Source organism: Pacificoceanicola onchidii (assembly GCF_004804335.1).
Lineage (GTDB): Bacteria > Pseudomonadota > Alphaproteobacteria > Rhodobacterales > Rhodobacteraceae > Pacificoceanicola > Pacificoceanicola onchidii.
Map to the genome: position 1 here is coordinate 115,848 of NZ_SRXY01000002.1, position 21,332 is coordinate 137,179.

Annotated in this window: 18 protein-coding genes; 7 read left to right on the forward strand and 11 right to left on the reverse strand. The window is 64.0% G+C overall.

Annotated features, from left to right (window positions below; all coding sequences use genetic code 11):
* Positions 1-68 precede the first annotated feature (68 nt).
* Positions 69-833: a FadR/GntR family transcriptional regulator gene (locus E4662_RS05850; RefSeq protein ID WP_136440525.1), complete on the forward strand. Its 765-nt coding sequence runs from the start codon at positions 69-71 to the stop codon at positions 831-833.
* 22 nt (positions 834-855) lie between these two features.
* Here the strand turns inward: E4662_RS05850 and E4662_RS05855 are convergent, their stop codons facing one another.
* Positions 856-1,326 (reverse strand): PaaI family thioesterase, encoded by a 471-nt coding sequence (locus E4662_RS05855; RefSeq protein WP_136440527.1) that lies wholly within the window; start codon positions 1,324-1,326, stop codon positions 856-858.
* Between the two features lie 491 nt (positions 1,327-1,817).
* On the opposite strand from E4662_RS05855, the gene E4662_RS05860 reads away from it, so the two are divergent.
* Positions 1,818-2,213 carry a (R)-mandelonitrile lyase gene (locus E4662_RS05860; RefSeq protein ID WP_136440529.1) on the forward strand — a complete coding sequence of 132 codons (396 nt, stop codon included), beginning with the start codon at positions 1,818-1,820 and terminating at the stop codon, positions 2,211-2,213.
* A 77-nt stretch (positions 2,214-2,290) separates the two neighbouring features.
* On the opposite strand, the gene E4662_RS05865 is transcribed toward E4662_RS05860, so the two are convergent.
* Entirely contained in the window at positions 2,291-5,083 is a 2,793-nt protein-coding gene (locus E4662_RS05865) for a bifunctional aconitate hydratase 2/2-methylisocitrate dehydratase (RefSeq protein WP_136440531.1), read from the reverse strand.
* 527 nt (positions 5,084-5,610) lie between these two features.
* Here E4662_RS05865 and E4662_RS05870 point away from each other — a divergent pair.
* A complete protein-coding gene (locus E4662_RS05870; protein WP_136440533.1) occupies positions 5,611-7,227 on the forward strand; it encodes a c-type cytochrome in 1,617 nt (538 codons plus the stop codon).
* On the opposite strand, the gene E4662_RS05875 is transcribed toward E4662_RS05870, so the two are convergent.
* The 7 genes from E4662_RS05875 to doeA all read right to left on the reverse strand — a co-directional run bounded on the left by E4662_RS05875 (position 7,224) and on the right by doeA (position 15,407).
* The gene (locus E4662_RS05875) at positions 7,224-8,198 is read right to left on the reverse strand and encodes a hypothetical protein (RefSeq protein ID WP_136440535.1); all 975 of its coding nucleotides are present in this window, start codon (positions 8,196-8,198) and stop codon (positions 7,224-7,226) included. The two genes, E4662_RS05870 and E4662_RS05875, sit on opposite strands and share 4 nt — an antisense overlap.
* A gap of 214 nt (positions 8,199-8,412) precedes the next feature.
* Entirely contained in the window at positions 8,413-9,498 is a 1,086-nt protein-coding gene (locus tag E4662_RS05880) for a GNAT family N-acetyltransferase (protein ID WP_136440537.1), read from the reverse strand.
* Positions 9,495-10,676 (reverse strand): hypothetical protein, encoded by a 1,182-nt coding sequence (locus E4662_RS05885; protein WP_136440539.1) that lies wholly within the window; start codon positions 10,674-10,676, stop codon positions 9,495-9,497. Before E4662_RS05885 ends, E4662_RS05880 begins: the two co-directional genes overlap by 4 nt.
* A 10-nt stretch (positions 10,677-10,686) precedes the next feature.
* Complete coding sequence (locus tag E4662_RS05890; RefSeq protein ID WP_136440541.1) at positions 10,687-11,559, reverse strand: HesA/MoeB/ThiF family protein; 873 nt, start codon at positions 11,557-11,559, stop codon at positions 10,687-10,689.
* Positions 11,556-12,509, reverse strand: coding sequence for a hypothetical protein (locus tag E4662_RS05895; protein WP_136440543.1), 954 nt, complete (start codon positions 12,507-12,509; stop codon positions 11,556-11,558). The genes E4662_RS05890 and E4662_RS05895 overlap by 4 nt, the downstream gene beginning before the upstream one ends.
* 134 nt (positions 12,510-12,643) lie before the next feature.
* Complete coding sequence (locus tag E4662_RS05900; RefSeq protein WP_136440545.1) at positions 12,644-14,155, reverse strand: malonate--CoA ligase; 1,512 nt, start codon at positions 14,153-14,155, stop codon at positions 12,644-12,646.
* Positions 14,156-14,222: 67 nt separating this feature from the next.
* Positions 14,223-15,407, reverse strand: coding sequence for an ectoine hydrolase DoeA (gene doeA / locus E4662_RS05905; protein WP_136440547.1), 1,185 nt, complete (start codon positions 15,405-15,407; stop codon positions 14,223-14,225).
* Positions 15,408-15,577: 170 nt separating this feature from the next.
* Here doeA and E4662_RS05910 point away from each other — a divergent pair, with 170 nt between their 5' ends.
* Positions 15,578-16,342 carry an SDR family NAD(P)-dependent oxidoreductase gene (locus E4662_RS05910; RefSeq protein WP_136440549.1) on the forward strand — a complete coding sequence of 255 codons (765 nt, stop codon included), beginning with the start codon at positions 15,578-15,580 and terminating at the stop codon, positions 16,340-16,342.
* 204 nt (positions 16,343-16,546) lie between these two features.
* Here E4662_RS05910 and E4662_RS05915 read toward each other — a convergent pair whose 3' ends face one another.
* Together E4662_RS05915 and E4662_RS05920 are read right to left on the reverse strand one after the other, a co-directional pair.
* Entirely contained in the window at positions 16,547-17,497 is a 951-nt protein-coding gene (locus tag E4662_RS05915; RefSeq protein WP_136440551.1) for a 2-hydroxyacid dehydrogenase, read from the reverse strand.
* A 13-nt stretch (positions 17,498-17,510) separates the two neighbouring features.
* Positions 17,511-18,680 carry a pyridoxal phosphate-dependent aminotransferase gene (locus E4662_RS05920; protein WP_136440553.1) on the reverse strand — a complete coding sequence of 390 codons (1,170 nt, stop codon included), beginning with the start codon at positions 18,678-18,680 and terminating at the stop codon, positions 17,511-17,513.
* A 216-nt stretch (positions 18,681-18,896) separates the two neighbouring features.
* Here E4662_RS05920 and E4662_RS05925 point away from each other — a divergent pair, with 216 nt between their 5' ends.
* The 3 genes from E4662_RS05925 to E4662_RS05935 all read left to right on the forward strand — a co-directional run bounded on the left by E4662_RS05925 (position 18,897) and on the right by E4662_RS05935 (position 21,300).
* Positions 18,897-19,382 (forward strand): MarR family winged helix-turn-helix transcriptional regulator, encoded by a 486-nt coding sequence (locus E4662_RS05925; RefSeq protein WP_136440555.1) that lies wholly within the window; start codon positions 18,897-18,899, stop codon positions 19,380-19,382.
* 43 nt (positions 19,383-19,425) lie between these two features.
* Positions 19,426-20,700: a flavin-dependent oxidoreductase gene (locus tag E4662_RS05930; protein WP_136440557.1), complete on the forward strand. Its 1,275-nt coding sequence runs from the start codon at positions 19,426-19,428 to the stop codon at positions 20,698-20,700.
* Between the two features lie 168 nt (positions 20,701-20,868).
* Entirely contained in the window at positions 20,869-21,300 is a 432-nt protein-coding gene (locus E4662_RS05935) for a CBS domain-containing protein (protein WP_168797906.1), read from the forward strand.
* Positions 21,301-21,332: the final 32 nt, after the last annotated feature.

Here is a 21,332-nt window from a genome sequence, read left to right on the forward strand (position 1 = left end):
GTTCCTCCCGCCCGGTTCCGCTGCCCGGGTCTTGAAACCAAAATGCCTGACATTTAAATGTAAGACAAATGAAAACAGACAAGCAAAAACAAGGCACTGACCTTCCTGCGCAAATTGCCAAGGCGCTCAGGGATGCGATTCTGACCGGGGAGCTGACGGCGGATGAGCGGCTGCCGTCCGAATCGGATCTGGCCGAGCGATTTGATGTATCGCGGCCCACGGTGCGGGAAGCCTTGAAGAAACTGGCGGCGCAATCGCTGATCCGCACGGAGCGCGGCGCGTTCGGCGGGGCCTTTGTGCGGCGCTTGTCCTACACCGAGGCGCAGGCCTTGCACGCCACGTCCTCGACACTGCTTTTGTCGATCAACGAAGTGAGTTTCGACGTCGCCTGCGAGGCGCGCTTTTCGCTCGAACGCGCCTGCACCGCGCTGGCGGCCGAGCGCCGCGACGACGGCGATCTGGCGCGGATGCGGGCGGAAATCACGCGGCAGAGCGCGCCGGGCCTGTCGGACGAGGCTTTCTGCGCCTCGGACGTGGCGCTGCACCGGGCGCTGGTGGATGCGGCCAAGAACCCGATCCTGTCCTACCAGCTCGCGGGCGCGGTTGAGGCGATGCAACCTCTTATGAACATGATCACTTTCTCTGCCCGTTCGCGCGAGCGCATCGTCGGGTTTCACACCGCGCTGACCGATGCCATCGCTCGCCGGGAACCGGCGGCGGCGGATGCGATCCTGGGCGAATTGGAGCTTTACACGCTGGCCCTGGGCAAAGGCATCATCGCCGCGCGCAAGGCGCGGGGCGGCATGTTCAAGGCGCAGGATCAGGCCGGATAGGCCCGCCCTCCCCTTTCAACCCTTACAAGATCAGACAGGTGGTTGTTCCAAAGGCCACCACACGCCCCTGATCGTCTGTCAGCTTTGCCTCTGACGTGGCGGTCCGGCGACCCAGCGTGATCAGACGCCCTTCGCAGCGATAGGTCTGGCCGATCTTCGGCGCGCGGGTCATATTGGTTTTGACCTCGACCGTGGTGTACCCCTGCCCCGCTTTCAGCGCCGAGTGCACCGCGCAGCCCAAGGCGCTGTCGAGCACCGTCATCGCCCAGCCGCCATGCACGCCGCCCATGGGGTTGGTGAAAGCTTCGGGCGGGCTGCATTCCCAGACCACGCGCCCTTCTTCGGCCTCGACCACCCATTGGTTCGACACGCCGCAGACCCCGGGCGCGGGCAGATCGCCGTTCATGATCTTGCGAAACAGGTCCATGCCGGACATCGACAGGATCACCTCCATCGGGATTGGGCCAAGGGCGGTTTTGTCAAACGGGGGCATGGCGGGGCCTTTTCGTGCTGGGCGCGCCCGCGTCTCGTGGCGCGCTGGTGTCTGGTGGCGGGTTGCACATGGCATTTGGGCCCCGGAACGCCGCGCCTTGGCAAGCCGAAACCCGCGATCTTCTGAAGTTCCGTTGTGTCACAAAACCGATCTGCGCCCCGCGATGGACAGACTGCGTTTGGGCGTGTTCTAGGGGGCGTCTGCATTTACCACGCGCCGCCTGCGCGAGACGGATTTTGCTCAGAGCAAGGCATCTGGCGCGCCGAAGTATCCATACTTTCAGCGCCAGATAACGCAGCGCGGGGCAAAATCCGCCGCGCCCCTTTGGGGTTTCGCCAAAATTGCCCCTCCCTGCGTTATTTGAGCTTGCATGAGCGGGCTCGTCCTGCGCTCAAATGCCTTGTGAGGAGCAATTTTGGGCTGAAACAGGCGGTGCGTGGTAAATGCAGACGCCCCCTGGTTTCGGCAGAGCAAGACGATGAGGACACCCCATGAAAATCACCCGTTCCGGCCAAGTGCCGTCCAGACGTGGCCCCGAAGACTGGTTCACCGGCGCGGTCCGCCTTGATCCGCTTTTTGACGGCGACGCGCCGAGCCGGGCGTCCGGTGTGCATGTCACCTTCGAGCCCGGCGCGCGCACCGCATGGCACACGCACCCGGCCGGCCAGACCCTGATCGTGACCTTCGGGCGCGGGCTGGTACAGCGCGCGGGCGGCCCGGTGGAGGAAATCCGCGCCGGGGATGTGGTCTGGTTCGAGCCGGACGAAAAGCACTGGCACGGGGCCGCGCCGGACACGGCGATGAGCCATATCGCCATCCACGAGTCCGTGGACGGCTCGGCTGTGACATGGATGGAGAAGGTGACGGAGGCGGAGTACGGGGGTTAGAGCTGCCCTTCTAGGCAGGCACAAAAAAACGCCCCCGCGAACTCGCGGGGGCGTCTTCATTTCAGATCAGGCGCTGATCAGAAGTGCGCGGACTTCGTGGTGCTCGGCACGGCCAGGGGCGGTGCGAACTTGGTCAGGTCGATGCCTTCCACGGCTTCCTTGTACTCGTCGAGCGTGGGCGTGCGGCCAAGGATGGCCGACAGAACCACAACCGGGGTCGAGCCCAGCAGGCTCTCGCCTTTCTTGTCCGGCGCATCGGCCACGACGCGGCCCTGGAACAGGCGGGTCGAGGTGGCCAGAACGGTGTCGCCCTTGGCGGCCTTTTCCTGGTTGCCCATGCACAGGTTACAGCCCGGACGCTCGAGGTAGAGAATGTTCTCGTACTCCTTGCGGGCCTGCTCTTTCGGGAAGAGATCGTCGAACTCGAAACCCGAATACTTGTGCAGGATTTCCCAGTCGCCCTCTTCCTTCAGCTCATCAATGATGTTGTAGGTCGGCGCGGCGACAACCAGCGGTGCCTTGAACTCGACCTTGCCGGTCTTTTCCTCAAGGTTCTTGAGCATTTGAGCGACGATCTTGATGTCGCCCTTGTGCACCATGCAGGAGCCCACAAAGCCCAGATCCACGTGCTTTTCAGCCTTGTAGAAGGAGATCGGACGGATCGTGTCGTGGGTGTAGCGCTTGGAGACATCGGCGTTGTTCACGTCCGGGTCCGCGATCATCGGCTCGACGATCTGGTCCAGATCCACCACCACTTCGGCGAAATACTTCGCGTTGTCGTCGGGCACCAGAGCCGGGTTCTCGCCGGACTTGATCTCGGCAATGCGCGCATCGGCCTTGTCGATCAGGCTTTGCAGCATGCCATTGTCATGCTCCATGCCCTTGTCCTTCATGATCTGGATGCGGGACTTGGCCAGTTCCAGCGAGCCGATCAGCGTCTCGTCGTTGGAGATACAGACGGAGGCCTTGGCCTTCATCTCCGCGGTCCAGTCGGTGAAGGTGAAGGCCTGGTCCGCGAGCAGCGTGCCGATGTGCACTTCGATCACGCGGCCCTGGAAGACGTTGTCCCCATGCTGGTCGAGCATCTGCGCCTGGGTGGCGTGCACCACGTCGCGGAAGTCCATGTGATCGGCCATCTGGCCTTTGAAGGTCACCTTGACCGATTCCGGGATCGGCATGGAGGCCTCACCGGTTGCCAGTGCCAGAGCGACGGTGCCCGAGTCCGCGCCAAAGGCCACGCCTTTGGACATGCGGGTGTGGCTGTCGCCGCCGATGATGATGTCCCAGTCGCTGACGGTGATGTCGTTCAGCACCTTGTGGATCACGTCGGTCATGGCGTGGTATTCGCCCTTCGGGTCACGGCCAGTGACCAGACCGAAGTCATTCATGAACTTCATCAGGCGCGGCGTGTTGGCCTGTGCCTTCTTGTCCCAGACCGAAGCTGTGTGACAGCCAGACTGATACGCGCCATCCACGCTCGGCGACACGACCGTGGCGGCCATGGCTTCAAGCTCCTGCATGGTCATCAGGCCGGTGGTGTCCTGAGAGCCCACGATGTTGACCTGAACGCGCACGTCGGACCCGGCGTGCAGGGTCTTGCCCGGCGTGGTACCTTTGGCGTTCTTGTTGAAGATCTTTTCGACGGCTGTCAGGCCTTGACCTTCGTGGCTGATTTCCTTCGACGGCGCAAAGACCAGCGGCGCTTCGACACCGAGGGTTTCGGCGGCAAATGTCTGGAGCTTCTTGCCGAAGACAATGGCGTAAGAGCCGCCCGCCTTCATGAATTCCATCTTTTGCGGGGTGAAGGAGCCTGCCATGTCCACCAGCTCTTCGGAGCTGTCTTCGTTGAACAGGGCTTTCTTCTTGGTGTTGATGGTCAGAACGGTGCCGGTCTCGACGGAGTATTTCTCTTCGAGGATCGGATCGCCATCGTTGTTGAGGATCGGGTTGCCGTCCTCATCGGTTTTCTTGACCCAGTTCTTGAGATCGACGCCGATCCCGCCGGTCACGCCAACGGTGGTCAGGAAGATCGGGGAGATGCCGTTGGTCCCGGCCACAACCGGGGCGTAGTTCACGAAGGGCACATAGGGCGATGCCTGCTTGCCGGTCCAGAGCGCCACGTTGTTGACGCCGGACATGCGGGACGAACCCACACCCATGGTGCCCTTCTCGGCGATCAGCATGACGCGGGCGTCGGGGTGCTTGACCTTCAGCGCTTCGATCTCTTCCTGAGCGGAGGGCGAGATCATACACTTGCCGTGCAACTCGCGGTCGGCGCGGGAGTGCGCTTCGGCACCCGGCGAGAGGAGGTCGGTCGAGATGTCGCCTTCGGCGGCGATGTAGGTGACAACCTTCACCTCTTCGTCAAGCTCGGGCAGCTTGGTGAAGAATTCGGCCTGCACGTAGCTTTCAAGGATGTCCTTGGCCACAGCGTTGCCTGCCTTGTAGGCTGCTTCCAGACGGTCGGTGTCGGCCTCGTAGAGGAAGACCTGCGTTTTCAGCACGTCGGCTGCCTTGGACGCGTTGGCCGCATCGTCGCCCAGCGCGAGATCCAGCAGGACGCGCACGGAGGGGCCACCCTTCATGTGGGACAGCAGTTCAAACGCGAAATCCGGGGTGATTTCCGCCACGGTGGCGCTGCCCAGGATGATCTCCTTGAGGAACTCTGCCTTCACGCCCGCCGCAGAGGTGGTGCCCGGCAGGGTGTTGTAGATGAAGAAGTTCAGCGAGTCGTCGCGGTGTGCGTTGCCCGCATCCTTGATCTGTTCGATCAGCTCAGCCACCAGCGCGCCGTCATCAATCGGCTTGGGGTGCAGGCCTTCGCCTTTGCGGGTTTCAATTTCGGCTAGGTAGTCGGTGTACAAGCTCATGACAGTCCCTACGGTTGCGTTCTCGTTTCACTTGCGGGCCGGACCAGAGGGGTCCCGGGCTGGCCGGATCAAGCAATTGTATGCGGCAGTATACCAAAGTTGTCCTTCGGGCAAGAGGGTCGCCAAACGCAATTGCCTCGGATTGCGGCGGTCTGACGTGCAAACCGCTTTGTGTCCAGTTGACACGGTGCCTCACCTCTTGATCCGCTTTACAGGACCGGGCGCGATTTCGCCACGGTCATTCCCGGCCCATGTCATTGAATTGCTTTGCTTTGCACATAGCTGTTTTGGCAAAGGCCATGGGTCATGAAGGTGCGTGTGTTGGAAAACCGGTTTGCGAAGAATGTGTTTGGGGCCTGTAGGCCGCCTTACGGCTCTGACGGCAGCAGAGGCGGCGTGGTTCCGGGCGCGCCGAGCGGGCTGGTGGAATATCGCCAAAACCGAAGCCGAGTGATTCCGCCGCTGGCCGGACGGTTACGGGAAAGCTTCAAGCACCCAGCCGGGGCCAGCCCTGAAAGGATCACGGGATGAAAACGCTTGTCGCTTTTACTGCCGGGATCGCCCTGCTGGCCACCGGGCTGTGGTTCGGTGCGAAACATGAAGCGGACACCCGCGCCGCGCCGCGGGTTGCAATGGACCCCGGGGCCTCTGCGCGCGGGGCGGCTGCCTTCGTCGGAGAAGACTTCGGCGGGCTGAGCCTTGCCGCGCTCGAAAGCCACGCCCTGCCCTGGAAGCTGGTTTCAGCGGCGCTGGTGCTGGAGGCGCAGGCGGATGATCCGGACCGGCCCGCCACGCGCGGCACGCTGAACGCACGGCTGGCGGAGTTCGGCCTGCTGCCCGGAGCGGCGGTGGTCAACCTGCCCGCAGGCACCGGCCCGCGCCCGCTCGCCAAACCGCTCGGCGTGACCTTCGGCGAGATCAGCCCCATCGCAGGCGCGCCCGTGGAGGTCGCCAACCTCGGCTGCGCCGCCTGCCACGCGGGGGTCACCTATGACGCAGAGGGCTTCCCGCGCCCGGAGGCGGCGTGGATCGGCATGCCGAACACCTCGCTCAACCTCGAAGCCTACACGCTGGCGCTCTTTACCGCGTTGAAAGCCCATGCGGACGCGCCGGAGCGGTTGCTTGGCATGGTGCAGACGCTCTACCCGGACACCGGCTGGCGCGAGCGTCTCACCTTGCGCTGGCTTGTGCTGCCGCTGGTGCAAAGCCGGCTGGCCGAGACGCCGGAAGACCGGCCCCTGCCCTTCCCGAACGGGGTGCCGGGGGCGACCAACGGGGTGGCCGCGCTGAAACATGTCTTTGGCTTGCCGCTGATCGGTGGCGGGGCGGCAGACGCAGGCATTGTCTCGATCCCCGATCTGGGACACCGGCACTGGCGCAGCAGCTTGCTGGCGGACGGAGCCTATGCGGTTCCGGGCGCGGCACGTCAGGTGGAGACAGGCCCGGCAGACAACACGCCTGAGAAGCGCGCGGCGCTGGCGCAGATCACCACTTTCTTCACCGTGCCGAGCATGGGCGTGCATCCGGGTGCCGCCAAGGCTTTCGCGCAAGAGGCCACGGACATCTTCGAGTTCCTGAATGCCGACTATGCACCGCAGGGTTTTCCGGGCCTCACGGACCCGGCGGCGGCGGCGCAGGGCGCGGCGCTCTATGCGGCGGAATGCAGCGCCTGTCACGGGTCCTATGAGATCACGGACGGGCGCGCCCGGCTTCTGTCCTTCCCCAACTGGATCGGCGATGTCGGCACGGATCCTCTGCGGGCCGAGGCTTTCTCCGAAGGTCTGACGGCCAGCATCGCGGGCACGCAATACGCCGAAACCATCGCTGTGGAGACCACCGGCGCTTACGTGGCCCCGCCCCTGACCGGCCTCTGGGCCTCCGCGCCTTACCTGCACAACGGATCTGTGCCGACGGTTTGGGATTTGCTCTCCCCTCAGGCCCGGCCAGACCGCTTTGACGTTGGCGGCCATGCGCTGGATTTTGACCGGCTTGGTCTGGCTTACCCCGGCGGCTACCAACCGTTTTCACGGCCCACCCTTTATGACACGCGTTTGCCCGGTCAGGGAAACGGCGGGCACGCGTTCGGCGCAGACCTCAGCGATGCGGAGAAGCGGGCGTTGATTGGGTTTTTGAAGGGGCTTTAGACAATCACCTCGTCCAAGCTCCTGCGCGCCCGTGCGAACGGTGTGTGGTCCGGACGCGGGCCGATGCGGAAGGCAGAGACGAGGCGGCGGTCTTCGGACAATCCGGCCTCGGCGCTGATCTGTTGGGCAGTCTGCGGGTCATCGGCCAATGCGGCCAGCACGGCGGCCCCGAAACCGGCGGCCTCGATCCTCAGCCAGGCGCGATAGAAGGCGCGGCCCGACGTGAAGGGGTCCTCGTCCTTCGGCCGGTGAAAGAGCAGGATGGCGGTCGCGGTTCTGGTCTTGGGGGCTTCGGCCATCAGCGTCTCGGCCAGACCAAAGCGATTGAGCAGGCCAAAGCCCGGCCCCATGACCACCCCTGCCCCGAGGCTCTCAAAGCGGCTGAGCCGCATGGCCTCCGAGTTCATCCCGTCCCGCGCCCAACGCGCATGCCCGCGCCGGAGCCGCATCCAGGCCAGCAGTTCCTTGCGAAACGCAGTCTGTTTGAGAAAGAGTAAGCTGGCCTTGTCCAGCACCTCCGCGATCTCGGCGATCTGGTGCGGGTCAGTGATGGCGGTGCAATCCTGCCCGTTGAGCGTTTCGGCGGTCTGTCTGTGGACATCTGTGGCAGGCGCAAAGCCTCCGCGCCAGCTTTGACGGGTGGGGACGTGCCTAGCCAGCGGATCGGGGTCCGCGCCTTTGCTCAGGCGCACCTCCGCGATGGGGCGCAGCGGGCCGTCCGTAGCGGCGGGCGGGGTTGTCTGAACGGTCAAGCCCGCCTCGGAGGCCGCGAGCGAGAACCCTTCAAACGCCGCGCCAAGGCTCTTGGCCACATCGGCCCCGGTGGGATCGGCGGCGGGCAGGCTGTGCCGCGTGTCCTGCAACAGCGTGACGGTCTCCCCGCTCAGCCGCCAACGCGCGGGCTGGACGTTGTGCACGCTTGGGGCCATGGCGGCTTTTTCGACGAGGGTGCGGAAGAGATCGGGTGTCATTTATTGGGGTCTCCCTGTTGAGGGAACGCAAGAAGCGCCCAGGGTCGCGCCCGACCTCGAGGGCGGGCCGTGCTTTGTGTGTTGCCGGTTCTCAAGAACGCTTTTGCCGCGACTATTCGGGTCGTCCCGCCATTTCGCGCCCGCCCTGGGGGGCGAGGTCGGGCGCGAACCGGATCGGCAAGCGATCCGGGGGAAAGATGCCCATGTGCCGCACTCATGACAGCCCCTTTCGAAACAAGTGCAGCCGGTGGAGCGGCTCTGCGCCGAGTTTCTCCATCATCCGCAAGGACCCGGCGTTCACGTCTGCGATCCATGTGATGCCAAGGCTCTCATAGCCCGCGCCTTTCAGAGCCGTGATCGTATGGGCCAGCATGGCGCTCATCAGCCCCTTGCCGTGGCTGCTTCGCGAGACCGAGTAGAAGATGATCACCGCCCGCCGCCGCCGGAGCCGGTAGCGCAGGAAATGCCATGGGGTCAGCAGCGAGAACCGGGAGCGTGAAGCCCGCAGGAAGCCGTTCAGGTCCGGGATGCAGATCACCACGCCAACCGGCGTCTCGCCGTCCTTCAGAACCGAGGACAGACGCGGGTCGATGATCGTCATCATCTCTCCCGCCTGAAAGGTGAACTCTTCGGGCGTGAGCGGCACGAACATCGGGTTCTCGGCGAAGCCGTCATTCAGCACCTGCCGCGCCTCTTCCATGCGGGGTTTGAAGGTGCGGCGTTTGACCGGGGCGAAGTGGTGGCCGTCGGGCAGCGCGGCCTGCGGCAGGCGCGCCTGAGCAAGGTCAAGCTCAAAGGTTGTAACCGGGAAGACGGGCGCGTAGCCCTGCCCGCGCAGAAGATCCGGGATATGCGGCGGGTTCAAAACCATATCCGTATAGCCGGGCCGGTCGAACCCGTCCGTCTGCACCCCCATCTGTTGCATGGCCGTGAGGTTGAAGTTCCCTGCGATCTCGTCAAAGCCGCGTGTCCGCGCCCATGTCTCAGCGCGGGTCAGGAGGGCCCCGGCCACCTCCGCATCATTGGCGCAATCAAAGAAGCCAAAGGAGGCGCGATTGGTGCCGTGCTTTTCGTTGGAGGCGGCGTGGGCATGGACCACGATCCGGCCCAAAGGCTGCCCGTGTTTGAAGGCGGTGAGATAGGTGAAGCTGTCTTCGCTGGGAAACAGCGGGTTTGTCCCGGCGGTCAGGAAGCGTTTGAGGTCCGATTTGAAAGGGGAGACGTAGGGCTGCTCCGTGCCGTAAGCCTCGAAGGGGACCGCAAAAAAGCTCTCGAAGTGCTTTTCCTTGAGGGTGATCATGGGCGCGCCTCATTGTCTTTGAGCAGGACCGCCATGCGCCGGGCGAGGCGGAATTCCTGCTCTTGTCGCTCGGATTGCGCCAGCCCCGGCACGGTGAGCGCCATGATCTGGAACGGGGACTCCGAGAGCAGAAAAGCGTGGGTTGCGCCGAATTTGGTGAAGAGCCAGTTGGCTTGTTCTTTCAGGCTTGCGTCCGCGATGGTGGGCACGTCCTGCGCGCGCAGGAGACCCGTCTCATTCAGATACGCGCGGAAGCGGGCGTCGAAATCAGTCAGGCTAGCGCCCTCCAGCCGGGTCATGCCTGCCGCCTCAAACGTTTTGACAAGATCGCCCAAAGTCTGAGCTTGAGACAGCTTGGCGAGGAGCGCGCCGCGCGCCTGCCTTCGTGCGCGTTTGGCGGCCACAAAGACCAAGGCGAGCATGGCAGCGGCGAGCGTGATGGCGACAACCTGAACCGTGGCGCGCGCGTCGAGCGTGGCGAGTGCGGATATGGCGAAGGCGGCGGCGAGCACGATCCCGGTGGTCACCGCGAGAACAGAGAACGACAGGCGGGACTGATCCGCGCCGCTGCGCAGGCTGAGCGCCAGCCAGCAAAGCGCGAGGATGGCGAGGCCCGACAGGCGGACCGGCATGTCCAGTGCGCCGATGCGGAAGTCGGTCAGGGCCAGCGGCAGGATCAGGGCAAGGGCCAGCAGCAACCGATCCAGTGTTCTGTTTTCCGATGGGGAGAGCGCGCTGCGGTCGCGGGTGAGGACCAGCGCCACAAGCGCGGCAAAGGTCAGCGCCTGATACGCCGCCATGATGACAAGCGCAGTGCCCGCGTGCTGGCCGGGCGTAAACAGGGCGGCCAGCGCCAGAAGCCCGGCCCCGCCGGCCGTCCAGAGTTTCAAGGGCGCAGGCGCATGACGGCGCATCAGCGCCTCGCTCACCAGAAGGGCTGCGAGCGGGATCAGCCCGGCGGCAAGGAAGGTCAGGCGTCCGATGCCCTCCCATCCGGTCAGCCATTGCACCAGACGCGCCGCGAGCATCAGTGCGACCACGCGGATGGCAAAGAGAAAGCGGCGCGTCACGGGCTCGCGCGGGTACTGGGCGCGCAGCACCTGTCCAAAGAAGAACAGCCCCAGGAGGCTGGACAGGCTGACAAAACTGTCAGCGATGATCTCTGGCGCTAAGGTCATGGCGAGAGGCTCATCCGGCCATCATCTTTTGCAGGAACCGCCGCACCAATGGGCGCATGAGGGCGCCGATCAAGGCGTTGCGCGGATGCTCCACTCGCGCCTTGTACGGGTTGAAAAACCAGCCGCGATGATCCGCGCCGGGCGGGCGGCTGAGGATGGCATTGGCCACCTCATAGGCCATGAGATTGCCGGTTGTGAGCACCATCGGGGCAAAGGACATGCGGCTGCGTTTGCCCGCTGCAACTTCCCCGGCGAGGTCCAGATCAATGTGGTGGCGCGAGGAAGAATGCAGGATGACGTAGAGCGCCTCCTGCAGGAAAGCCGCGTCGCGCTGCTCCTGTGACAGCGCATCCCACGCGGTGCCAAGGGTCGGATAGCTGAGCCGCTCTTCGGGCATCGGATCCCCGGCTTGGGTGACATAGACCGACGGCAGCGGCGAGGCGTAGGCGTCAATCACCGCGCGGCCCTGCGCTTTGGCGGTGCGGTAGAGCAGGAGTGAGGCCCCAAGATCGTCGGTGCCGTTGACCACGATTGCACTGTCCGCCACGGCGCGCTCCACGTGCTCCGGCCAGTCATCATGATAGACGGTGATCTCCATCTCCGGGTTGATCGTCAGGCACAGATCGCGCGTGGCGTCGGCCTTGTGACGGCCCACCGTATCCTGAAAGGCAAAGGCCTGGCGGTTCATGTTGGAGGTCTCGAATTCGTCGATATCCGCGAGGATCAGCCGCCCCACACCCATCCGCGCCAGCGCAAAGACACAGGCCCCGCCCATGCCGCCGGTGCCGCAGACAAAGACCTGCGCGCCGCGCAGCCTCTGCTGCTGCTCGGGCGTGACAAAGCCGATGTTGCGGTTTGTGAAATCAGCGTAATCGAAACTCATGGGGCGGGCTTTCGCGGTCTGAGAATGCCGAAATGGCGGCTGCTGTCGAACCAGTGCAGCACCGGCAAGACGAGGCGTTGCAGCATCAGCAGGACCACGGTCAGGCTGATCCCGGCGAGCGAGGCCTTGGGGACTTGCGTGCGCAGGTAGCCTGTCCCGGCCACGAGGTCGATCTGGCCGATCTGCAGGATGTCGTCGCCGCGCTCGTAATCGAGCGCGTCTCGGCAGAAGGCGTTGTACTGATCGTCGCGGTGCTTTTGCGCCTGATCAAAGGTCTTTTTCAGATCATCCGAGCCGCCGGTGTAAGCGTTTGTGATCACAAAGCGGTCCTCGTCAAACCCCGCCTCCGCGCCGACCCCGAAGACATGGCGATGCTGGGCCATGATCTGCCGGGCGAGCAGCAGGTGGCGCAGGGCGCGTTCCCTGGGGCGCGCGGGCGTGGGAAAGACGTCAGAGAAGGTTTCACTGACCATGCCAACCACCGCAGGCACCTGTGTGACGTTGGAAATATGCAAGGGACGCAATTGGTTGCGGAACAAAAGCAGTAGGCAGGTCAGACCGTAGAGCACCCAGCTGAGCCCGCGCGATTGCTGATCCGGATCGACCATGACAAGGCCGAGATGCAGCACCTCTGTCGGCTCGGGCATATCCGCAATGTCCATGATGGCGAGCGCGTTGAAGGCCACGGGCTGGCCGGTGTCCTTGCGCCGCACAAGCGTGACAATGGTGGCTTTCATCCGCTCCGGATCGCCGGAGAAGACGCCGTAATTGAGCGAACCACGCGCGAGGGTCTTGGCGGCGATGTCTTTCAGGTCTTCGGTCAGGGCGGCGAGATCCTCGGGGGCCATCCACAGGCCGGGGCGCTCGACAATCCGCGTCTCGAACTGCGCGCCGGTGGCAAGGGTCAGGTCAAGATGCGTCTGAAACAACGCGCGGATCAGTCCGGCCATGCTCACCCCTTAATGAAATTTACCAGTTCTGACAGAGGTAATGCCCCATTTGGTCAACTCCAAGAGGAAATGGCGGATGGCCAGCCGGTTGCGCCGCGTTTTCCCAAAGGCTGCCGGGATCCGCATCAAAGCGGCTACCCCTCAAACGCGCCCTGATAGGCCTCGCGCAGCACATTCTTTTGCACCTTGCCCATGGTGTTGCGCGGCAGTTCCGGCAGGACGACAAACTTGCGCGGATGTTTGAACCGGGCCAGTTCCTTTTTGCACAGAGCCGCCAATGCGGCCTCATCCGGGGAGGCCCCCGCTTCCGGCACCACCACCGCAATGACGCTTTCGCCGAAATCCGGGTGCGGCGCGCCGATCACCGCACTTTCCAGCACCCCCGGCGCATCATCCAGCACCAGCTCGATTTCCTTGGGATAGATGTTGAAGCCGCCCGAAATGATCAGATCCTTGCCCCGGCCCACGATGGTCACATAGCCATCTTCCCCCTGGGTGGCCAAATCCCCGGTGATGAAGAAGCCGTCCGTCCGCAGTTCCGCCGCTGTCTTCTCCGGCATCTGCCAATAGCCCTGAAAGACGTTGTCGCCGCGCACTTCCAGAATGCCAACCTCACCGCGCGGCAGTTCCGCGCCGGTTTCCGGATCGCAGACCTTCACCTCAACCCCCGGCAACGCCAGACCAACCGTCCCGGCCCGGCGCTCGCCGTCATAGGGGTTCGAGGTGTTCATATTGGTTTCGGTCATGCCGTAGCGCTCAAGGATACGGTGCCCGGTGCGCTCTTCAAACCGCACATGTGTCTCTGCCAGCAGCGGCGCCGAGCCGGAGATGAACAGACGCATGCCTTTGGTCAGATCCCGGTCAAAGCGCGCATCCCCCAGCAGGCGGGTGTAGAAAGTCGGCACACCCATCAGGCTGGTCGCGCGCGGCATCTGCGCAATCATCTGATCGAGATCGAATTTCGGCAGGAAGATCATCGCCCCGCCCGACAGCAGCAGGATGTTGGTCGCCACAAACAGCCCATGCGTGTGGAAAATCGGCAAGGCGTGCAGCAAGACGTCCTCTGCCGTGAACCGCCAATGCGCCAGCAGGGTTTCGGCATTCGACAGCAGGTTTTTCTGGCTCAGCATCGCGCCTTTGGAGCGCCCCGTGGTGCCGGAAGTATAGAGGAAAGCGGCCAGATCATCCTCGCTGCGCGCCACGGTCTCGAACGCTTCTGGCTGACCTTCGGCCTCAGCCATCAAGGTGCCGGAGCCGTCCCCGCCCAGCGTCATCAGAGCCGCGCCAAGGCTCTCGACCATCGTCTTCAGATCTTCCGCGCGGCCCGGATCCCCTACGACCAGCTTCGCCCCGGAGTTCTCGATGAAATAGGACAGCTCGCCTTCGGTATAGGCGGTGTTCAGCGGCAGAAAGACCACCCCCGCCTGCGCGCAAGCGGCATAAAGCGCCAGCGCCTCGGGCGATTTCTCGATCTGCGCCGCCAGCCGGTCACCGGGCGCAAGCCCCTGCGCGACCAGTACATGCGCCAGCTTTGCGGCCATGCGCAAAAACGCATCATGGGTGATGGTCTCGCCCCCGGCCAGATGCAGAAACGGGGTGTCCTTGCCGGCGTGAATGCCAAAGAGGCGATCATAAAGCGGGTTCATGGCAGGGTCCTTCCGGCAATACAGCGTCACAGGGGTTTTGCGATACGCGGAGCCGATGGTAAAGACCTCAGTCCTTGATCAGCATCTTCCTCGGCACATCGCAGAATATCTCCGGTGCGCCGTGCGTAATGGCAATGGATTCCGTGGTCTCATAACCCCAGTTCTCCATCCACAGCCCGGTCATGAAATGGAAGGTCATGCCGGGTTTCAGCTCTGTCCTGTCGCCGCGCCGCAAGGACATGGTGCGCTCGCCCCAATCGGGGGGGTAACTCAGACCAATGGGATAGCCGCAGCGGTTGTCCTTCACGATGCCGCGCGCCTCAAGCGCGGTGAAGAAGGCGTCAGCCATGTCGTGGCAGGTGTTCCCGGCCCGCGCCGCCTCCAGCCCCGCTTCCATCCCTTCGAGCACCGCCTCTTCCGCATCGAGAAAATCCTGCGGCGGCGTGCCAAGGAAAACCGTGCGCGAGAGCGGCACATGATAGCGATGCACGCAGCCCGCCACTTCGAAAAACGTCCCCTGCCCGGCCTGCATCGGCGCGTCATCCCAGGTCAGATGCGGCGCGGCGGCGTCAGGGCCGGAAGGCAACAGCGGCACAATCGCCGGGTAATCGCCGCCAACCCCCAGCGCCGCGTCATAGCGCAGCCCGGCGTCATAAATTTCCGCCACCAGATCACATTTGCGCAGGCCAACCTCGGCTTTTTCGGCGATCCTTTGGTGCATCCGTTCGGCAATGCGCGCGGCCTGTCGCATGTAGGCCAGTTCCTGATCCGACTTGACCGCCCGCTGCCAGTTCACAAGGCTGGCGGCATCCTTGATCGTGGCATTCGGCAGGCCATGGCTCAGCCGTTCATGGGCCCGGGCGGAGTACCAGTAGTTGTCCATTTCAACCCCGATGGTGCCCTTGGCCAGTCCCCTGTCGGTGAGCTGCTGACACAGGTACTCCATCGGGTGGCGCTCGTTCGATTGCACGTAATGATCCGGGTAGCCGATCACTTGATCCGCAGGCATCCAGACGGTCCGATACGCGCCCTGCGCATCCTGCCCTCGCCCGAACCAGAACGGCTTGCCGCTGGACGGGACGATCACACATTGATGCACGTAGAAAGACCAGCCATCATAGCCGGTAATCCATGCCATGTTTGACGGGTCGGACAGGATAAGCAGATCCAGCCCCTGTTGCGCCATCGCGGCCTGTGTACGGCCGAGGCGCGCCTGGTATTCCTCTGCGGCAAAGCGGTTTTGTCGGGTCATGATGCGGGCCTTTGTTGAGGGTTCCGCGATCCTGACGCGCCCGGCGACACAGCGCAAGCGCGCCGTTCGAAACGGGTGCGTACTCAATACCCGATATTCGACCTATTCCCCCTTCCCAACCGCACTCGCCTGCCCGACTATGTCCAAAACCATCCGCCCGGACACCCGCCATGACCGAATTTGCCACCTACCCCAGCCTCAAAGACCTGCCGGTCCTGATCACCGGCGGTGCCTCGGGCATCGGCGCAGCAACGGTCGAAGCCTTCGCCCGGCAAGGCGCAAAAGTCGGCTTTGTCGATTTTGATGAGACGGCCGCGCAAACGCTCCTGGCCCGGCTCGCCCCGCTGAACGCTCAAATCGCCTTCGCTGCCTGCGATCTGCGGGACCTGGACAACATGAAGGCGGCTTTTGCCGAGATCAAAGCCCGCATCGGCGCACCGCTGGTTCTTGTCAACAACGCCGCCCGCGACGACCGGCACGGCTGGGAAGACGTCACGCCCGACTATTGGGACGAGCGCATGAACACGAACCTGCGCCACCAGTTCTTTGCCATCCAGGCGCTGGCTCCGGGCATGATCGCGGCAGGGCAAGGCTCGATCATCAATCTGGGCTCGATCAGCTGGATGCTCTCCATGGGCGGCATGCCCGCCTACACCACGGCCAAGGCCGCGATTCAGGGGCTGACCAAAAGCTTCGCCGCCGATCTGGGCAAACACCACATCCGCGTCAACTGCATCGCGCCGGGCTGGATCATGACCGAGCGCCAGAAGGCGCTCTGGCTGACCCCGGAGGCCGAAGCGGCCTACCGCGAAAAGCAGATCCTGCCGGAGCTGATCGATCCGGTCTATCTCGCCAACATGGTCCTGTTCCTCGCCTCCGCCGATTCCGCGATGTGCACGGCGCAAACTTTCATCGTTGACGGCGGTATGGTCTGAGGAAGGGTTTCGCCCCGCTGCGCGGGACGACCAACGCGCCTGCGGCGCGAATTTGGGGCGCTGCCCCCGCCCCGTTGGGGCGTCCCCGGGATATTTTTGGCACAAAGAAAGTGCCTCGGCGCCTTGTTTTCTTTGTGCCTGAAATATCCCGGGGGAGGCTCAGGGAGCCGTGGGGGCAGCGCCCCCGCACAGGCGCAGCCTGTTCTAGTTGACCGGTGTTTTCAACGGCTGGCCTTCGAGGCAGGCGGTGACGTTCGCCAGCTGCAGCATTGCCATGGCGCGGCGGGTTTCCACGGTGCCGGAGCCCTGATGGGGCTGGAGATGAACGTTGTCCAATGCGAAGAAGCGCGGGTTGACCTCGGGCTCCCCTTCGAAGACGTCGAGCCCGGCGCCGGCGATGGCGCCTGCTTCCAGAGCGTCCAGCATGGCCGCTTCGTCGATGGTGGTTCCGCGCGAGATGTTGACGATCACGCCGCGCGGGCCGAGCGCCTCGATGGCCGCGCGGCTGACAGTTTTCTCCGTCTCGGGTCCGCCGACGATGGCCACCACCAGGAAGTCCACCGCGCGGGCGAGGCTGACCACGTCGCTGCCGTGGTAGGTCCAGCCCGGTGTCTCTTTCTCGGTGCGCGACGTGTAGTGGATCTCCATCTTGAAGGCCGCAAGCCGGTCGGCGATCTCGCGTCCGATGCGCCCCAGTCCGACGATCCCGGCGGTGGATCCGGTGACCTTGCGGTTCAACGGCAACTCGCCTTTCGCAGGCCATTCGCCGTTGCGCACCCGAGCGTCCCCGGCGACCATGTTGCGGCATTGCGCCAGCAGCATCGCCACCGCCAGATCCGCCACGTCGTCGTTCAGAACATCCGGCGTATTGGTCACTTTCACGCCGCGCGCGGTGGCGTCGGAGACGATGATCTGATCGTAGCCAACCCCGAAGTTGGCAATCACTTCGAGGTTCGGCAGCAGGTCCATGCCGGTGCCATCAAAGCGGTAGTGGCCACGGTAGGCCACGGCGCGGATGCCTGCGCGCGTCTCGGCATCCAGCGCGGCCAGTTCGTCAAAGTTCGACGCAAAAACAGAAGGATGCGCGGCTTCCAGCCGGGCGCGGTCTTCGGCCGTGGTGCCGCCGCCCATGATCAAAAGAGGGGTGCGTGTCATGATCGGTCCTTTCTCAGAGAAGGCTGGCGATGCGGCGCAGCGCCTCGCGGATGTTGTCAGCGGAATTGGCGTAGGAGAAGCGCAGATAGCCTTCCCCCCAGGCCCCGAAGGACGTGCCCGCCACGGTGGCTACCCCGGCCTCTTCGAGGAAGCGGTCCTGCGCCTCGGTCGCGGAGAGCCCCGTGCCCTCGATGTTCGGGAAAGCATAGAACGCCCCTGCTGCATCGGCGCAACGCACGCCCGGCAGAGCGTTCAGCCCGTCCACGATGATCTGACGCCGTTCGTCAAAGGCCCTGAGCATGTCATGCACCGCATCCTGCGGCCCTTCCAAAGCGGCAATCCCGGCGAATTGCGTGGGCGCGTTCACACAGGAATGATCGTTGATGCAAAGCCGCGTGACGGGGTCGACGCAAGGCTCCGGCCAGACGGCGTAGCCCAGCCGCCAGCCTGTCATGGCGTAGGTCTTGGACCAGCCATCGAGCACAATCAGCCGGTCCCGGATTTCCGGGTATTGCAGCAGCGAGACATGTTCGCGCCCGCCGTAGAGCATGTTGGAATAGATCTCATCCGACATCAGCGCCACAGACGGATGCGCCTCCAAGCCTTTGACCAGCTTGTCAATTTCCTCGCGCGGGGTAACACCTCCCGTCGGATTGGCCGGAGAGTTGATGATGATCAGGGAGGTCCGCTCGGTGATCTGCCCCAGCACCTCTTCGGCGGAAAAGGCGAAGCCGTTTTCCTCCCGGAGGGCAATCGGCACCGGTGTCGCGCCGGAGTATTTGATCACCGATTCATAGATCGGAAAACCGGGGTTGGGGTACATGATCTCCGCCCCCGGCTGGCCGAACATCAGGCAGGCAAAGAACATCGTCGGCTTGCCGCCGGGCTGGACCACCACGTTGTCCGGGTTCACCTCGACCCCGTGCCGCCGGTTCAGGTCGGCCGCAACCGCTTCGCGCAGCTGCGGCAGCCCGTTGGCGGGCGTATAGCCGTGATGGCCGTCGCGCAGCGCCTTGATCCCGGCCTCGACGATATGCTCGGGCGTCTGGAAATCCGGCTGGCCAATGCCGAGGTTGATGATGTCCCGCCCTTCCGCCGCGAGCTTGCCCGCGCGGGCGAGCACCATGAAGGCGGATTCCGTGCCGAGCCGCGACAGGCTGTCGGCGAATTTCAGTTGTGTCATTGATACCCTCCCCGCGCCTGTTCCGGCGGTCTGGAATTTTGGTATACCAAACGGAAGGGGCGTTCCAGTGCGAATGCAATCTGGTCCGGGATCGGAGGCCGGATTGCCGGGAACAGCCTCGGTCTGCGCCTTGGGCTGCGTTGACTCGAGGTGGTCATTTTGTTTACTTGGAAACAATATGCGCCCTCTGGATCGCCGGACGGGAGGAAGGTTTCAATGACGCAGAACGCGGGCAAGGACAGCGGCGCCCAGACCGGGGAGGCCATGGACCTCGGGGCGATGACCGGATCTTTGGGGTTTCTGCTGCGCCTGTCCCAGCTCAAAAGCTTTGATACGTTCTTTCATGAAATGAAGGGGTTGGAGATCCGCCCCGGCGAGATATCCGTGCTGATGCTTCTGGACCGGAACCCGGGAATCCGGCAAGGCGTGCTGGCCCGCGCGCTGATGATCAAACGCGCGCATATGACCAAGATGGTGCACGCCATGGAAGGCGCTGGCCTTGTCTGCCGGACCGTGCCGGACGCGGATCGCCGGTCGGTGCAGCTCTGGCTGACCGATGCCGGTCGTGCGCGGCTTGAGACGGTGCAGGGCCCGTTTCTGGCCTTTGAAAACCGCAACACCTCGGGGCTGAGCGATGCGGATGAGGCCATGCTCAAGACACTTCTGCGCCGCTATCTCGGCCTCGACAGGCCCAATGCCTGACCCGGACACACAAAACCCCAAGGCCCAAGCAAAAGGACATCCCATGACACAGCCACGCGTTTTGATTGCCGGAGGCGGCATTGGCGGGCTTGCAACCGCGCTCACGCTGCACCAGATCGGCGTGCCGGTTTCGGTCTTTGAAAGCGTGCGTGATCTCAAGCCGCTTGGGGTCGGGATCAATCTGCAACCCAACGCGGTGCGCGAACTGTTCGATCTGGGCATTACCGCAGAGCAGCTTGATACGGTGGGTGTCCCGGCGCGGGAATGGGCGCTGGTCGGGCTGAATGGCAATGACATTCACGCAGAGCCGCGCGGCACGGAGGCCGGGTACAACTGGCCGCAATACGCGGTGCATCGCGGCGGCTTTCACATGCTGCTGTATCGCGTGCTTTCGGACCGCATCGGCGCAGAGAACATCCACCTCGGGCACCGTGTCACCGGCTATGTCAAAAACAGCGATGGTACGGTGACGGCGCAGATGCAGACCGAACAGGGGCCGGTTCAGCACAGCGGCACGCTCTTGATTGACGGCATGGGCATTCACTCCCCGATCCGCGCCCAGATGCATCCCGATCAGCCCCCCATCCACTGGGGCGGCGCGCTGATGTGGCGGGGCACAACGCGGGCGAAGCCCATCCGCACCGGCTCCAGCTTTGTCGGGCTTGGCACGCACCGCCACCGCATGGTGATCTACCCGATCTCGCATCCTGATGCGGAGGGTCTCGCCCAGATCAACTGGATTGCGGAATACACGCTCGACGACACCAGCGGCTGGGAAAAGACCGGCTGGTTCCGCCCGGTGGAGATCGACAGCTTTGCCCACCATTTCGACGCCTTCCGCTATGACTGGCTGGACGTGCCCCAGATGCTGCGCGGGGCGGAAATCGCCTATGAAAACCCGATGATCGACCGCGATCCGGTGCCCACATGGGTGGACGGGCCGGTTGCGCTGATGGGCGACGCGGCCCATGCCATGTATCCCACCGGCTCCAACGGCGCATCGCAGGCGGTGATCGACGCGCGCACCATTGGTGCGGCGATGCTGGAGCATGGCGTGACCCCCGCCGCCCTTGCCGCCTATGACGCCGCGCTCTGCGGGCCGGTGTCGGACCTGATCCTGCGCAATCGCGGCGCGGGTCCCTTTGGCCTTTTGAACATGGTGGACACGCGCTGCGGCGGCCTGTTCGACGACATCGATGCGGTTATCCCCGCCGCCGAGCGCGCCGAGTTCATGGCGAAATACAAGGCCGCGGCGGGCTTCGCCAAGGACACGCTCAACGCCGCCCCGCGCCGCATTCCACAAGGCGCGCGGGTCTGAACCCTGCGGACTCGGCAAGTTTACGTAATCTGACGCAGCGTCACTGTTTTACAACGCACGGGTGCGTGTTTACGACCGGTTTTCCCCATGTCCGGGCCGGGCGCGGGCCTTAGCTACGCTCCATCGCCCGGTTCATTGAGACCGCTGTCAGAAAAAGGGACGCCCGCAATGCAGGCCAAGGACATCATGACCTCTCGGGTCATCAAAGTCAGGCATGACGCCGCCATTTCAGAGGCGATCAGCCTGATGCGGCAACATCACATCGGCTTTCTGCCGCTGGTGCGCGATGGCTGGATCAGCGGCGTTGTCACGGACCGGGACATCCTTGTGCGGGGCATGACCCATGCCACGCTCGACACCTTTGCGCGGGTCTCTGCCGTGGCCACGCAGCCGGTGCAGTTCGTTGATCCTGAAACGCCGCTGGCCGAGCTGGCCGCCACGATGGTCCGGCACAAGCTGCGCCGCCTGCCGGTCTGCGATGCGCTTGGCTATATCGTCGGGGTCATTTCGCTGACCGATCTGGCCCGGCACGGCGCGCGCGACGCCCTGACCCAGGTCTATGCTGCCATGACCGAAAACACCGCCCCCGCCACGGCCTGACGCGGCAAGCCCTGCCCTGCCGCGCCTTTCGT

Excerpts from the sequence above, each read along its gene's own strand:
- E4662_RS05930 (WP_136440557.1), top strand. The coding sequence starts at position 19,426 with ATGACACAGCCACGCGTTTTGATTGCCGGAGGCGGCATTGGCGGGCTT.
- E4662_RS05885 (WP_136440539.1), bottom strand. The coding sequence starts at position 10,676 with ATGACCTTAGCGCCAGAGATCATCGCTGACAGTTTTGTCAGCCTGTCC.
- E4662_RS05920 (WP_136440553.1), bottom strand. The coding sequence starts at position 18,680 with ATGACACAACTGAAATTCGCCGACAGCCTGTCGCGGCTCGGCACGGAA.
- E4662_RS05850 (WP_136440525.1), top strand. The coding sequence starts at position 69 with ATGAAAACAGACAAGCAAAAACAAGGCACTGACCTTCCTGCGCAAATT.
- E4662_RS05880 (WP_136440537.1), bottom strand. The coding sequence starts at position 9,498 with ATGATCACCCTCAAGGAAAAGCACTTCGAGAGCTTTTTTGCGGTCCCC.
- E4662_RS05910 (WP_136440549.1), top strand. The coding sequence starts at position 15,578 with ATGACCGAATTTGCCACCTACCCCAGCCTCAAAGACCTGCCGGTCCTG.
- E4662_RS05895 (WP_136440543.1), bottom strand. The coding sequence starts at position 12,509 with ATGGCCGGACTGATCCGCGCGTTGTTTCAGACGCATCTTGACCTGACC.
- E4662_RS05935 (WP_168797906.1), top strand. The coding sequence starts at position 20,869 with ATGCAGGCCAAGGACATCATGACCTCTCGGGTCATCAAAGTCAGGCAT.
- E4662_RS05900 (WP_136440545.1), bottom strand. The coding sequence starts at position 14,155 with ATGAACCCGCTTTATGATCGCCTCTTTGGCATTCACGCCGGCAAGGAC.
- E4662_RS05860 (WP_136440529.1), top strand. The coding sequence starts at position 1,818 with ATGAAAATCACCCGTTCCGGCCAAGTGCCGTCCAGACGTGGCCCCGAA.
- doeA (WP_136440547.1), bottom strand. The coding sequence starts at position 15,407 with ATGACCCGACAAAACCGCTTTGCCGCAGAGGAATACCAGGCGCGCCTC.
- E4662_RS05890 (WP_136440541.1), bottom strand. The coding sequence starts at position 11,559 with ATGAGTTTCGATTACGCTGATTTCACAAACCGCAACATCGGCTTTGTC.
- E4662_RS05915 (WP_136440551.1), bottom strand. The coding sequence starts at position 17,497 with ATGACACGCACCCCTCTTTTGATCATGGGCGGCGGCACCACGGCCGAA.
- E4662_RS05855 (WP_136440527.1), bottom strand. The coding sequence starts at position 1,326 with ATGCCCCCGTTTGACAAAACCGCCCTTGGCCCAATCCCGATGGAGGTG.
- E4662_RS05870 (WP_136440533.1), top strand. The coding sequence starts at position 5,611 with ATGAAAACGCTTGTCGCTTTTACTGCCGGGATCGCCCTGCTGGCCACC.
- E4662_RS05875 (WP_136440535.1), bottom strand. The coding sequence starts at position 8,198 with ATGACACCCGATCTCTTCCGCACCCTCGTCGAAAAAGCCGCCATGGCC.
- E4662_RS05925 (WP_136440555.1), top strand. The coding sequence starts at position 18,897 with ATGACGCAGAACGCGGGCAAGGACAGCGGCGCCCAGACCGGGGAGGCC.
- E4662_RS05865 (WP_136440531.1), bottom strand. The coding sequence starts at position 5,083 with ATGAGCTTGTACACCGACTACCTAGCCGAAATTGAAACCCGCAAAGGC.